The organism is Pseudochrobactrum sp. B5, assembly GCF_001939785.1.
Taxonomy (GTDB): domain Bacteria; phylum Pseudomonadota; class Alphaproteobacteria; order Rhizobiales; family Rhizobiaceae; genus Pseudochrobactrum; species Pseudochrobactrum saccharolyticum.
Genome location: NZ_MOYL01000002.1, coordinates 737,525 through 750,559, shown reverse-complemented (window position 1 = coordinate 750,559; position 13,035 = coordinate 737,525). Strand labels below are relative to the sequence as shown.

Here is a 13,035-nt window from a genome sequence, read left to right as displayed (position 1 = left end):
GCTTTATTACAGTAAAATTAAACGAATGATATTTGTATTTTAATGAAACAAGGAAGCTTTACATAGTGCTTATATGTAATTTAGTTGATGCGATAGAATTGTTCAACTGCATGAGCCATATTTTCCCGGCTGAAGCGTGAGCGCAGCAGCAGCGGATCAGGCATGGTTTGCTGATAATTGGCCGGGAAGGTCAGGGCTTCGCACATTTTTGCGGCGATGGCACCGGCGTCAGGTTTGCAAAGGGCATTGCTGTCTGTGCCGAATATTTCAGCAAGACCGCCGACATCCGTGGCGATCATGCTGCGCTGTGCTGCCAGAACTTCCAGTGCAATATATGGCAGAGATTCCGCACGTGAAGGCAACACAAAGATTTGCCCGTGTTTGAGTGCTTCACGCACCGGCATTGCCGGATAAAAACATATGTGGTTTTCCAGTCCGAGTTGCGCAGCAAGAGCCTGATAATTCTGTTTTTGCGGCCCGTCTCCGACCATGGCACCTGTGGCAAGAGGCCGGTTGTTGGCTCTTGCTGCCTTGTTCAGCTCGCTCAGCGCGCGGATAAACAAATCCGGCCCTTTCAGGTCGCGCATCATGCCGGTAAACAGAAAGTCGGCGGCATCGGGTTCCGGTGTAACCGGTGCAAATTCATCTTTGCTGATGCCGTTGCGGATCACAATATGCGCGCAGCGCGGATTTCCGACTTTTTCCTGATAGGTGTTTTCCTCATAGGCCGAGACAAAGATCAGGCCGTTGGTGATCCGCTCTTGCAGACGTTCCGCCGTGAACATGATTTTACCGGTAAGGGTTGCCGGATCAAAATGCAGGCTGCCGCCATGAGGAGAGTAAAATTTGTGCGGGCGCTGAGCCTGACTTTTATGGATGCCTATTGTGCCAAGGCGGGCATAAGTCCCGCCTTTTGCACCATGTCCGTGTACAATATCCGGTTGAAGCTGCTTCAATAATTTGCGCGTGCTTAAAATAGCACCGATGTCACTGAGGCCTATTTTACGGCTGATGGGGATGCGGTGCAGACCCAGTGCCAGATCAGGCAGCATGGCAGCAAATTGCTGTTGTTCAAGTGCGCCGTCTTCGCATAATTCGCAAATCACACCGACCTGATGACCGGCTGCACTCTGCATGGCAGCCAGATCACGTATATGGCGGAACACACCGCCTATGGGGGAACGGAAGCAATGAATAATCCGCAAAGATTTTTGCTTCACAATAGCCTCGTCTCAGGAAGGATGGATGCTGGTCTGCCCGTGAAGATCAGAATAACCGTTCGCGGACATAGATTGTATCGCCTGGAAGGATAGGATCTGTAATGCGTACCCGTCCGGTAAAGATTTTGCCGTTGATCTGGCGGGTAATGTCCACGCTTTCCTGATTGGCGCGCGGTGTAAAGCCGCCGGAAGCTGCAATAGCCGTTTGTGCAGTCATGCCCGGTACGTAAGAATATTGTCCGGCGCCGCCGACTTCACCCATGATGAAGACAGGACGGTAGCGGTCGATTTCCACGCTGACGTCAGGATTGCGGATATAACCGCCGCGCAGTTTTGAAGCGATGGTGGCTTCAAGCTGTTTTACTGTTTTGCCGCGTGCAGGCACGCTGCCGATCAATGGGAAGGCAATATAGCCGGACTGGTCAACGGAATATGTATTGCTTAAACCTGTCTGTTCAAAAACGGTGATGCGCAGACGGTCGCCGGAACCGAGAATATAAGGCTGGTTCAGCGCTTCGTGGAATGCCGGAGGAGCAGGGCGATAGCTGGTGCAGCCTGACAATACCAGACAGGTTACGCCCAAAGCTGCCATAAAAACACGTGTTTTCATTCTGCTCTTTTCCTTATCCCGTTCTGATTGCTTTGGTGTCAGAACCCACCAGCTTATATTATATATATTCAGGTTCCGTTGCGCATTTCATAGCTGTGCAACGGACATCTGTCTGATGGTGATTATTGAATTATTAGGGTTAATATGGCGTAAAGACTAAAAGCTAAAATCTGTTGTACTGATAAAATTATCTTTAAATACAAACTGCTAAAGTAAAGTCCTGATACGCCCTTAGTATGAAGGGTGAGAGGAAATTGCAGGATTTAACCCTATAGTTACCTTGATGATTTACCATAAGAGTCCTGTGCAGGATTATGGGGATCGGGTCAGTGATGCGTGATGCAGCAGAAAATGCGGAAATTGATATCGGAGCGCTGTTTGCCGCTCTGAAGCGCAACTGGCTGTTCATTCTACTGGGCGCACTCCTGTTTGCTTTGCTGACATGGGGCGTTGCGCAATTTCTCCCTCCTTATTACCGCTCCGAAGCGCGTATTCTGATTGAAGCACGGGAAACTGTCTTCACACGCCCGAATGTCGGATCGGAAACGGATCGTCCACTGCTGGATCCGGAGGCCGTGAAATCGCAGGTAGAGCTGATCAGCTCTGCTAAAATCCTTGCAAAAGTAGCCGCCGATCTGAAGCTTGAAGATTATGCGGAATTCTATCCGAAAACCATGTCGCCGGTGAAACAGGTTCTGGTCTTGCTGGGATTGCGCCCTGATCCGCGCACGATTCCGGTATCAGAGCAGGTTCTCACCCGTATGCGCGAGAATTTACAGGTCTATGCTGTAACCGGCTCACGGGTGATTGTGGTTGAGTTTGTCTCCAAAAATCCGCAGATCGCTGCCGATGTTGCCGATAAAATTGCAGAGGAATATATTGCAGCACAAGCCGCTGCCAAGCGTCAGCTGACAGGTGATGCAACAGGCTGGCTGGAGCCGGAAATTGAACGGCTGACGAAGAAGGTGCGTGAGGCAGAAACCAAAGTCGCTGATTTCCGCGCGGCAAGTGACCTTCTCAATACCAGCAGCAATACATCTCTTGCCACGCAGCAAATGTCCGATATTTCATCGGAACTGTCGCGTCTGAAAGCTGAGCGTGCTGCCAGTGAGGCTAAAGCCGAAAGCATTCGCACTGCGCTTAAAAACGGCGTGCCGATCAACAGCCTGCCGGAAGTCATGTCTTCCGGCATTATGCAGCAGCTGAATGAGCGCCGCGGAGCGCTGATGGCCGAGATTGCCAATCTCTCGACAACATTGCTCGACGGGCATCCGCGTATTCAGGGCTTGCGTGCGCAGCTCGCCGATCTTGACCGGCAAATCCGGCAGGAAGGCAATACAATTCTGAAAAGCCTCGATAATGAGGTGACGACTGCCCGCAGCCGCGAGCAGGAGCAGACCCGTGAACTCAACCGTCTGAAAGCGCAAGCTGCCGAGGCTGGCAGTCAGGAAGTTGAACTGCGTGCTTTGGAGCGTGATGCTGCTGCCCAGCGCGATTTGCTGCAAGCCTATCTGGCGCGCTATCGCGAGGCTTCCAGCATTGCTGATCGTACAGATCAGCCTGCAGATGCACGGATTTTCTCAACGGCAACTGTTGCAGGGGCGCCGTATTTCCCTAAAGTGCTGCCTATGGTCAGCATGAGTTTCGTTGCGGGCCTGTTGCTGTTGTCGGTTTTTGTTTTATTGCGTGAACTTTTCAGTGGTCGCGCTATGACAACAAATCCTGTCAGAGCTGTCAGGGGACAAAATCTCTGGGGCGATGAATATGGTGCTGTTGCACAGAATTTTAGTCCTGCGCATAATAAAACCGCACAGATTGATAATAAGCTGATTGTGCAACCGGCTCCCGAGCCTGTTTCCGATAAAAATGAGATGGTAGAGCAGCCTATGGCCCGTCCTGAAATTGATGTTGAAACAATTCAGCGTATCTATGACAGCTATACTGTGTCCGAGCCGGATGCTGCGGAAGAACCTGATCCGGCATCGGATGATATTTATGCGCCCAACGGTGTGGCGGCAATTGCCAGCCGTCTGATGTTGCAGGAGCGCCGCCGCATCATTCTGATTTCGCCGGAAGGCGATGCCGGTTCTGCCGGCAGTGTGCATCTGCTGCGTGAACTGGCTGACCGCAGCCTGCGGGTGTTGCTCGTGGATATGACCGGCAATGGTGCTGTCAGTCAGGCAATGCTGGATGGCAACAGGCCTGCAGGCATTACCGACCTTCTGCTTAATGTGAAGCAGTTCACCGATATTATTCACGGCGATTTATATTCGGATGCGGATGTGATTCCGACAGGTCTTTCTGATCCGAAAACCGCTATGGCACAGGCCGAGCGTCTGCCGGTAATTTTTGAAGCGCTGGAAACGGCCTATGATTTTGTGTTGGTGGAAACCGGTGCATCCTCTGCCGAACAGGCGATGAACCTCGACAGCGATACATCCGTCTTTGTGATGAATGTGTTTGACAGCGAAGATCAGGCTGTGGCGCAGACGGCACTGGCATTCCATGAGGCGGGTCAGGATGATGTGACCATTCTGATGGTACCGCACGCATAAAAGCCAGTTTAAGTGCTTCTACGCAGCTTGCTGCGCAGTTTTTTCACCAGCGGCCAGAGATGTTTGTTGGTTTTTATACGATAGACAAGACCTGAGCGCAGCTGATTGAATGTTGCGCTCAACCGGCCTTTGAATGTCAGCGCGATATGGCTGTCATAAAGCGGCTGCTCAATATCACACCAGTCGCGTTTGTATTTCTCCTCGCCGATACCGAAGCTGAAATAATCCAACTTGTCATTAATGGCAGCGGCAATCGCTTCGTAAAACAGAAAATCTCCGGGACTGGCGGTGACCAGATCATCATCGGCAAAGGCACCAAATTCCACAGTCAGACCGCGTTGCAGTGGTGTCTGGCCGTGTGGGCTTTGCCAATAGGCGCAGCCAATAATCGCACGCGGTTTTCCGGCAACTTCAAGCACATGCAGGCGATATTGTCTGTGCGTGTCATTTTCCGGTGCAGCGAAGAGTTTCTGGAAAAAACGGTTCAGATCATCGCCGGTAAAGCTGTTGGCAATGCCCTGTTTGGCAAAGCGCTGGCTTTTCATCGCATAAAAATCATTGAATGCAGCGCTGTTTTCCGCATCACCTTCTGCGGTATAAATCCGCCATGCACCTGTTTCATCATAACGGCGGGCATGCTGGCGGTGCTTTTTGCGTTTGCGTGAGGCATTGCTGCGCTCAAGCACAGTGTCAAAACTGTCTGGCAGAGTGGCAAGCAGCGCCGGATTCGGATTGCGCTGATGGGGGAGGCTGAGCAGCGGATTATTATATCCGAGCCAGCTCTGCATCTGACGGGTGAGGGATAGCAGCGTAATATCCGGCCGCGCTTCTTTCAGGCAGGCAATCAGTGCAGTGATATGGTCTTTGCTGATGTGTTGCGCAAAGGCCGGAAACAGAACCGGAAAATTGCAATTGGCATGGGAGCCGCCGGCAAAGCGCGCAACATGCTTGTGGTTTTGTTTGATAACCTCAAGCGGCAATAACAAAGCAGGGCTGTCCTCGATAAACAGCGCCAGCACAAGACAGTCAGGATTCACATTCTGCTGCCAGAGCCGAGTCCAGAGTGCGGACTGGGCTATACCATGCACCGTCTTGTCATTGCTCCAGAGTGGCAGAGCCTCATGAATGTCGGAATAACAGACTGTGCGGAACATAATCAGCGGGCTTTAGGCGGCTGAACCATCCACCACAACAGATACATGGCCGGAAGTATCCACAAAAAGCCGGTGAAGAAGAAATAAGCAAGCTGTACCCAGACCGAGGACTGGCCAAGATGGGCAACCGCAATCATGGTTGCAAGCAGCGCATAAACTGCAATCAGCAGTACAAGCAGCACGGTTCCGATCAGTTTTTTCAGTCTTACAGGCATATTTCTCTCTCCGTCACCACTCTCATACACCAGACAGCACTGAATCTGAAATGATTTTCGTCTCCGCTTCGTCACTGGATTTATGAAAGGGGTAATAAAAACAGCGTCTGCGTGTCGCGTGTTGTTGTCTTGTATTCGCGGTGCGCATGCGGCATGTATCTGCGGGGGTAAAACTCAGTCGGAGCAGGATTGATGATAACAGATTATGCCGCATTACCGGCAACACAACAGCCGGTCAGTGCCAACCACGATAAGAACCGCAAGATGGTGCGGTGGTGGCTTTATGCGGTATTCGTTGTATTGATCGCAATTGTCATGGTGGGCGGTGCAACCCGTATGACCGGCTCCGGTCTGTCTATCACCGAATGGAAGCCTATCCATGGCGTTATCCCGCCGCTGAACCATGCGGAATGGCTGGAAGAATTCGATAAATACCGCCAGATCCCGCAATATCAGCAGATTAACAAGGGTATGGCGCTGGAAGAGTTCCAGTTCATTTTCTGGTGGGAATGGGCGCATCGTATGCTGGCGCGTTTCGTCGGCTTTCTGGTGGCTATTCCGCTGATTTTCTTCTGGGTAACAGGCCGCTTGCAGGACGGCTTAAAAGCGCGGATGCTCGGCATTCTGGCGCTGGGTGGCCTGCAGGGTGCTATCGGCTGGTGGATGGTGGCATCGGGCTTGAGCGTGCTGACATCGGTGAGCCAGTATCGCTTAGCTGTGCATCTCACTATGGCCTGTGTAATTATTACTGCCGTGTTTTATGTCGCGCGCGGGCTTGCTGAATATACGGAAAAACCAGCGCCGCGTGGTTTGCAACGCTTTGCAGGCTGGCTCGTTCTGGCAATTCTGGTGCAGATTTATCTTGGCGGGCTGGTTGCGGGGCTGCATGCCGGTCTGACCTATAATACATGGCCGCTGATGGATGGCGCGATTATCCCTTCAGATCTGTTCATCAACCAGCCTTACTGGCGCAACCTGTTTGAAAATCCGAAGACCGTGCAATTCATTCACCGGATGTTTGCCTATACGGTGCTGGTGCTGGCTGTGCTACACGCTGTGCAGGCGCATCGCCATGCTGCCGGTACAACTCACGCGCGACGCTCTGTTGTGCTGCTGGGCCTGATCCTGATGCAGGCGGCGATCGGAATTATCGCCTTGCTGACAATGGTGCCGATTGAATGGGGGCTGGCGCATCAGGGCTTTGCATTGGTGGTGCTGAGCTTTGCTGTCGCCCATTGGCGTGCCTGTAAAGGTGCTTATGAAATGCGTGCAGCATAACAAAAAAAAGCCCCGTAAATGCGGGGCTTTTTTTATGGGTAAAGCTGCAGCCTTAATCTGCGCAGCGCGGTGGCAATTTTCAACTCGCGCTCCTCATCTGCAGCATTGCCGTCTTCATGATGCCATGCGGCTGAGAGGCAGCCATAGCAAAAGGCATAATCAAGAATATAGGCCACAGGCTTGTTGATGATCCCTGCGAAATATTGCGCCATTTCTGCAGCACGCTGCATATTGAGGCACAAATCATCACGGTCGAGCGGATTGTAAAACAGATTGGCACAATCAAAGGCAGCATCACCGCATAATCCGTGCGGATCAATTGCCAGCCAGCCCCGTACACTGCGAATGATATTCTCATGATGAAGGTCGCCATGCAGGGCGATGATTTCATGAGGCTGTCTGAGCAGGGATGCCGCGAGATCGGCTGCTTCCGTGTAAATATCCGCTTTCTTTCCCGCCAGATCAAACAGGCTTTTGAAATGCTTGAGCAGCGGCTGTAATTCAGACGGCAGCACCCGACCGGAGGGACTGTGTAAAGCACGGATCACTTCACCGGCAATGCGGATAGCCTCTGTATCATGTCCGGCTTCAAGATGGGCTTTGAGGTCATAGTCCCCGGCATATTCCAGCAACATCATCACCGGATCATGCGTGAGGCCGAGCAGCCTGATCGCACCATGTCCGTCACGCTCGCGCAGATAATAGGCACCGCGCAGTTCCTCATGACCGGCAGGCTTGAGAATTTTCACAATCACCGGAGATTGTTCCTCTCCGGTGATTATTGCTTTCCAGATATGGCTGGAATTGGTGTCAGCGAGCAGTGTTGCAGAGGCAATCTGCCAATGTGCCGGAAATACCGGCTTTATCACTGCTTGCTGTTCCATAGTAATGAATGCTCCGGTTAACGCAGCCCCAGCATCAGGTTCATATTCTGCACGGCTGCACCCGATGCACCTTTGCCGAGATTATCCAGCACGGCGACCAGATTGATCTGCTTGCCGCCTTCGGAGCCGAAGACATAAAGATTCATACCATCTGTATCTGCCAGCATTTCGGCATCCACACGCGCCATGGCGCTGCTTTCTTCAAGCGGGACAACACGCACGATTTTCTGACCGGAATAATGCGCCTTCAGCTCATTATGCACGTCTTCCAATGTCGGTTTGCCTTTGAGCAGATCGAGATGGACCGGAACCTGCACAATCATACCCTGCGCAAAACGGCCGACACTTGGTGCAAAAATCGGAGCATGGTCGAGTTTGCCATACATCTGCATTTCCGGCAGATGCTTGTGCTTGAGTGTCAGACCATAGAGGAAATTGTTTTCCTTCATATGTTCCGGATGGTTCACATCTTCCATCTGGGCAATCATCTGCTTGCCGCCGCCGGTATAGCCGGATACCGCATTGACGGTGACAGGGTAATCGCTGTTCATCAACCCTGCATCACGCAGCGGACGAATGAGCGAGATTGCACCGGTCGGATAGCAACCCGGATTGGCAACCAGACGGGCTTCGCGGATACGCTGCGCCTGCAATGCTTCGAGTTCGGCAAAACCATAGACCCAGTTGGAATGGGTACGGTGCGCGGTTGACGTGTCGATAATACGCGTGGAATGGCCTTCAAGCAGGATCACCGCTTCACGCGAGGCATCATCCGGCAGGCAGAGAATGGCAATATCAGCCGAGCGCAGCAGGTCAGCGCGTAAATCTTTATTGCGTCGTTCTTCTTCCGGAATAGACAGGACTTCCAGATCAGTGCGACCGGCAAGGCGTGTGCGGATCTGCAGACCCGTTGTGCCATGTTCGCCGTCAATAAAGATTTTCGGTTTCATTTGAATTTTGCCTTAATGGTAGAGAATTCAGAGTGTTAGGAGTTATTGCTGAATCATTCTGTCAAACAGTTGATTCATTTTGTGAGACTAAAGCATTTCCGGCATAAGCGGGAACCGGTTTTGCCTGAGGACAATGCGTAAAATCAAACTGTCGGAGCGGTATCAGTGATTCAATATTCACCGGAACCGCTTTAGCGCGCGGCTTTCTTTTCCGCAAGCAGACCCAGATAATGCATGGCAATTGTCGCGCCTGCAATGGCTGTTATATCGGCATGGTCATAGGCCGGTGCAACCTCTACAATATCAGCGCCGACAATATCAATTTTGCCGAGCTGACGCAGCACCGAGAGCATTCTTGCCGAGGACGGGCCGCCCGCAACCGGTGTGCCTGTACCGGGTGCATAGGCCGGATCAAGACAATCAATGTCGAAAGTGACATAGGTTTTGCGCCCCTGTGTACGGGTTTCAATCGCCTGCACAATGTCTTTGGTGCTCATATCTTCAACATCGTGGCCATAGAGAATCTGAATGCCGCAATCTTCCGGTGCATGGGTGCGGATACCGATCTGGATGGATGCAGCCGGATCAATAATACCGTCGCGTACAGCACGGGCAACAAAGGAGCCGTGATCGATACGCTTGCCGTCATCAAACCATGTGTCCTGATGGGCATCAAACTGCACTAAGGCCAGCGGGCCATATTTCGCGGCATGGGCTTTGAGGATCGGCCATGTCACAAAATGATCGCCGCCAAGCGACACCAGAAAAGCATCATTGGCGATCAGTTTAGCGGCTTCCTGCTCAATGGTTGCCGGTGTCAGCTGGTGATTGCCGTAATCGAGCAGGCAGTCGCCGTAATCAATCACCGCCAGATTTTCAAACAGATCGCGCTGAAACGGATATTGCGGGTCATTATCAAAAATCGCTGCAGCACGGCGGATAGCCTGCGGGCCAAAACGGGCGCCCGGCCTGTTGGAAACAGCCGCATCAAACGGAATGCCCCAGACCACCGCATCAGCATTGCTCACATCTTTACTATAGAGACGCCGCATAAAAGAGAGGGCACCGGCATGAGTAGGGTCGGTTGCGGCTCCCTTGATCGTCTGAGCCGTAAAAGCATTGTCGATGGATTTATGCGCCATGAAGTAACACCGTAAGCTGAAACAAAACTGACGATACAAGCTGTAGCGTCTTTTGGCAGGCTGATAAAGCGGGCGTCCGATATTTAAATTGCTGAGAATTATCGGGCGCAGAGTTGCGATTGTGATGTGTCCCGTTCTGCCTGCAGATAGTGCTTTTCTATTCATCCGAGGGGACATTATGCAAAGCAGGGTAATCAATGTTTTTGTGGTTTCAGCACTGGCGGTTTTAGCAGCAGGCTGTGTCACGGATCAGAAAGCGGCACAGGCTCAACTTGAGCAGCAGTCTGTGCTGGGTTTGAACTGGGTGCAGCAATCAGGTGAATATGAGGCACTGGCGTATCAGGCTTTCAATACTGCCCGCAGAGCGTTTGACACGGCAAAGGTGGAAGACGGACGTAAGAAGGCTGTGATTGTTGATCTGGACGAGACAATGATTGACAATTCCGCCTATGCCGCATGGCGGGTGGAGAATGGTGTGCCTTATACCAAGCCGACATGGGCGCGCTGGATGGCGGCGCGACAGGCAACGACCATTGCCGGAGCGGTGTCTTTCGCCCGTTATGTCAATTCCCATGGCGGGCGGATGTTTTATATCTCCAATCGTGATGACACATCTTATGCTGCTACGGTCGAAAACCTGCAAAAACTCGGTTTTCCCGGTGTATCGCGTGAAACGGTTCTTCTGCGCACAACACAGTCAAACAAGCAGCCGCGTTTCGATCGGGTAAAATCCAAAGGCTATGATGTTGTGGTTTACGCCGGTGATAATCTCAATGATTTTGGCACTGAATATTACGGCAAGAATAATAGTGAGCGCCGGTTGCTGGTTGCTGCACAACAGAACAAGTTCGGCTCAAAATTCATCATGCTGCCAAACCCGAATTACGGTGACTGGATCAGTGGCATGGCAACAGAATATTACAAGCAAACACCGGCGAGACAGCTGGAAATCAACCGTGAGAATTTAAAAGTCTGGAAGGGCTGATTTGGATAAGTTCAGGAACCGGCTCTGCGCCATTCATAGAGCATATCCGGTTCTTTTTCTTCATTGCCGCTGCCGTCGGTTTTACCAATCGCGATAAAACCGTGTTTCTCATAGAATTGCTGTGCCTGAATATTTCTCTGAAATGTCCATAATTGCAGATGCGGAAATGTTGTTTGTGCCTGTCTGAGTAAAGCACTGCCAATACCGTGCCCCTGAAAATCCGGCAGAATATAGAGTTGCTCAATCCAGCCTGTTTTAAAGGCAATAATACCAGCCATATCAGGGGAAAATACTGCCCAGACTTCACATTGCGGAAAGACGCAGTTCTCGTAAAACCATTGGTCTTCTTGTGGTGTATGCAGGCCTTTCAGCCATGGCAAAGTGTTATCGAAGGATGCCCGATGGATGCGGGAAGCCTGTGCCATATCCTGCAAGTCCAGACGCCGGAGCGTAAAACGATTGGCTGTCATCAGGCTTGTGCCCCGTCCGCATTGAAGCCATAGGCGCGTTCAACGCGGGCAATCCGTAAAGCATAGGCTTCATACCATGCTGCGCGTCCCTGTTTCTGTGCTGCCAGATGGTCGACATTGCGCTTCCAGTTGCGAATGCTTTCTTCATCGCGCCAGTAGGAGTTGGTAATGCCGAAGCCTCTTGCATCCCGCACGCTTTCAATGCCGAGAAACCCGTCCTGCTTTTCTGCCAGCTCAACCATCTGATCGGCCATCTCACCATAGCCTTCATCATCCGCCGTGCGCTGCGATGAAAAAGCAACGATGTAATAAGGCGGTTGAGGAAGGGTAGCGAACGGAGAGCGATTATGCATGAAACAGAATCCTGAGGCTTGGTGATGTGAAAGCATAAAGACCAAGCGTTGCAGGTGACAGCCGCTACTCTGTCGCATGAAATAAAAAAAGCGGATCCGAAGATCCGCTTTTCTGTCGTTCGTAAGCGATAAAAGATTAGCGCTTGGAGAACTAAGCCCCAGAGCGCGATTAGCGCTTGGAGAACTGGAAGCTACGACGGGCTTTCGCCTTACCGTATTTCTTACGTTCTACAACACGGCTGTCGCGTGTCAGGAAGCCGCCTTTTTTCAGCACTGCGCGCAGAGCTGGTTCGTAGTAGGTCAGGGCTTTTGAAATGCCGTGACGAACCGCACCAGCCTGACCGGACAGACCACCGCCGGCAACAGTCGCAATAATGTCAAACTGACCAGTGCGGTTTGTTGCAACGATTGGCTGCTGCAGAACCATCTGCAGAACCGGACGAGCAAAATATGCGTTGAACTCTTTGCCGTTCACGATGATCTTGCCTGTGCCTGGCTTTACCCAAACGCGTGCAATCGCATCTTTACGCTTACCGGTCGCATAAGAACGTCCGAGAGCGTCGACTTTTTTAACGTGAACAGGAGCTTCAGGAGCAGCAGCTGCTGCAACTGTGCCAAGTTCTTCGAGCGAGTTGAGCTGCTCAGCCATTATGCGTTCCTCTTATTTTTGCTGTTCAAAGCGCCGATGTCGAGGACTTCTGGCTGCTGTGCTTCGTGCTGGTGGTCAGCGCCTGCATAAACGCGCAGGTTTTTCATCTGACGACGGCCGAGCGGACCGCGCGGAACCATACGTTCAATCGCCTTCTCAACAACGCGTTCCGGGAAACGGCCTTCGAGGATCTGACGAGCTGTACGTTCTTTAATACCGCCTGGGTGGCCAGTGTGCCAGTAGTAAACCTTGTCGGTGTACTTCTTGCCGGTCAGAACAACCTTGTCAGCATTGATGATGATGACATTGTCACCGTCGTCAACGTGTGGGGTAAAGGTTGGTTTGTTCTTACCGCGCAGAATGTTGGCGACCTGAGAAGCGAGACGACCGAGAACAACGCCTTCAGCGTCGATCAGGATCCACTTCTTCACCACTTCTGCTGGCTTCTGGGAAAAAGTTGCCATTGAAGTTATCCTTGGAAATAATCCTTGCAACAGAGACTGGAGCAAGGCTTTTTTTGTTGCTTGTGTTGCGGCAGAAATCTGCGCGTAACAAATGAAAACCGCTCAT

The 13,035-nt window shown here is 51.8% G+C and carries 14 protein-coding genes; 3 read left to right on the top strand and 11 right to left on the bottom strand.

What is annotated here, in order from left to right; genetic code table 11:
- Positions 1-80: 80 nt before the first annotated feature.
- Together BKD14_RS10080 and BKD14_RS10075 are read right to left on the bottom strand one after the other, a co-directional pair.
- Positions 81-1,220 carry a glycosyltransferase gene (locus tag BKD14_RS10080; RefSeq protein ID WP_245293612.1) on the bottom strand — a complete coding sequence of 380 codons (1,140 nt, stop codon included), beginning with the start codon at positions 1,218-1,220 and terminating at the stop codon, positions 81-83.
- Between the two features lie 46 nt (positions 1,221-1,266).
- Positions 1,267-1,830, bottom strand: coding sequence for a polysaccharide biosynthesis/export family protein (locus BKD14_RS10075; protein WP_022710793.1), 564 nt, complete (start codon positions 1,828-1,830; stop codon positions 1,267-1,269).
- A gap of 314 nt (positions 1,831-2,144) precedes the next feature.
- On the opposite strand from BKD14_RS10075, the gene BKD14_RS10070 reads away from it, so the two are divergent.
- Positions 2,145-4,385: a Wzz/FepE/Etk N-terminal domain-containing protein gene (locus BKD14_RS10070; RefSeq protein WP_245293611.1), complete on the top strand. Its 2,241-nt coding sequence runs from the start codon at positions 2,145-2,147 to the stop codon at positions 4,383-4,385.
- Between the two features lie 8 nt (positions 4,386-4,393).
- Here the strand turns inward: BKD14_RS10070 and BKD14_RS10065 are convergent, their stop codons facing one another.
- Complete coding sequence (locus tag BKD14_RS10065; RefSeq protein ID WP_075655609.1) at positions 4,394-5,539, bottom strand: GNAT family N-acetyltransferase; 1,146 nt, start codon at positions 5,537-5,539, stop codon at positions 4,394-4,396.
- Positions 5,540-5,541: 2 nt separating this feature from the next.
- On the bottom strand, positions 5,542-5,754 hold the full coding sequence (locus tag BKD14_RS10060) for a DUF2842 domain-containing protein (RefSeq protein ID WP_075655607.1): 213 nt from the start codon (positions 5,752-5,754) through the stop codon (positions 5,542-5,544).
- Positions 5,755-5,946: 192 nt separating this feature from the next.
- On the opposite strand from BKD14_RS10060, the gene BKD14_RS10055 reads away from it, so the two are divergent.
- Positions 5,947-7,032, top strand: a complete 1,086-nt coding sequence (locus BKD14_RS10055; RefSeq protein WP_075655605.1) for a COX15/CtaA family protein — start codon at positions 5,947-5,949, stop codon at positions 7,030-7,032.
- A gap of 32 nt (positions 7,033-7,064) precedes the next feature.
- On the opposite strand, the gene BKD14_RS10050 is transcribed toward BKD14_RS10055, so the two are convergent.
- From BKD14_RS10050 to speB, 3 genes are all read right to left on the bottom strand, one after another.
- Positions 7,065-7,916 carry an aminoglycoside phosphotransferase family protein gene (locus BKD14_RS10050; RefSeq protein ID WP_075655602.1) on the bottom strand — a complete coding sequence of 284 codons (852 nt, stop codon included), beginning with the start codon at positions 7,914-7,916 and terminating at the stop codon, positions 7,065-7,067.
- A gap of 17 nt (positions 7,917-7,933) precedes the next feature.
- On the bottom strand, positions 7,934-8,866 hold the full coding sequence (gene argC / locus BKD14_RS10045; RefSeq protein WP_075655600.1) for an N-acetyl-gamma-glutamyl-phosphate reductase: 933 nt from the start codon (positions 8,864-8,866) through the stop codon (positions 7,934-7,936).
- A gap of 191 nt (positions 8,867-9,057) precedes the next feature.
- Entirely contained in the window at positions 9,058-10,008 is a 951-nt protein-coding gene (gene speB, locus BKD14_RS10040) for an agmatinase (protein WP_075655598.1), read from the bottom strand.
- Positions 10,009-10,186: 178 nt separating this feature from the next.
- Between speB and BKD14_RS10035 the strand changes: the two genes are divergently transcribed.
- A complete protein-coding gene (locus tag BKD14_RS10035; RefSeq protein ID WP_075655596.1) occupies positions 10,187-10,993 on the top strand; it encodes a 5'-nucleotidase, lipoprotein e(P4) family in 807 nt (268 codons plus the stop codon).
- Between the two features lie 11 nt (positions 10,994-11,004).
- Here BKD14_RS10035 and BKD14_RS10030 read toward each other — a convergent pair whose 3' ends face one another.
- The 4 genes from BKD14_RS10030 to rplM all read right to left on the bottom strand — a co-directional run bounded on the left by BKD14_RS10030 (position 11,005) and on the right by rplM (position 12,929).
- Positions 11,005-11,463, bottom strand: coding sequence for a GNAT family N-acetyltransferase (locus tag BKD14_RS10030; protein WP_075655594.1), 459 nt, complete (start codon positions 11,461-11,463; stop codon positions 11,005-11,007).
- Positions 11,463-11,816 (bottom strand): antibiotic biosynthesis monooxygenase, encoded by a 354-nt coding sequence (locus tag BKD14_RS10025; protein ID WP_075655592.1) that lies wholly within the window; start codon positions 11,814-11,816, stop codon positions 11,463-11,465. The genes BKD14_RS10030 and BKD14_RS10025 overlap by 1 nt, the downstream gene beginning before the upstream one ends.
- 169 nt (positions 11,817-11,985) lie before the next feature.
- Positions 11,986-12,465 (bottom strand): 30S ribosomal protein S9, encoded by a 480-nt coding sequence (gene rpsI, locus BKD14_RS10020; protein WP_022710804.1) that lies wholly within the window; start codon positions 12,463-12,465, stop codon positions 11,986-11,988.
- Complete coding sequence (gene rplM / locus BKD14_RS10015; protein WP_022710805.1) at positions 12,465-12,929, bottom strand: 50S ribosomal protein L13; 465 nt, start codon at positions 12,927-12,929, stop codon at positions 12,465-12,467. The genes rpsI and rplM overlap by 1 nt, the downstream gene beginning before the upstream one ends.
- Positions 12,930-13,035 lie beyond the last annotated feature (106 nt).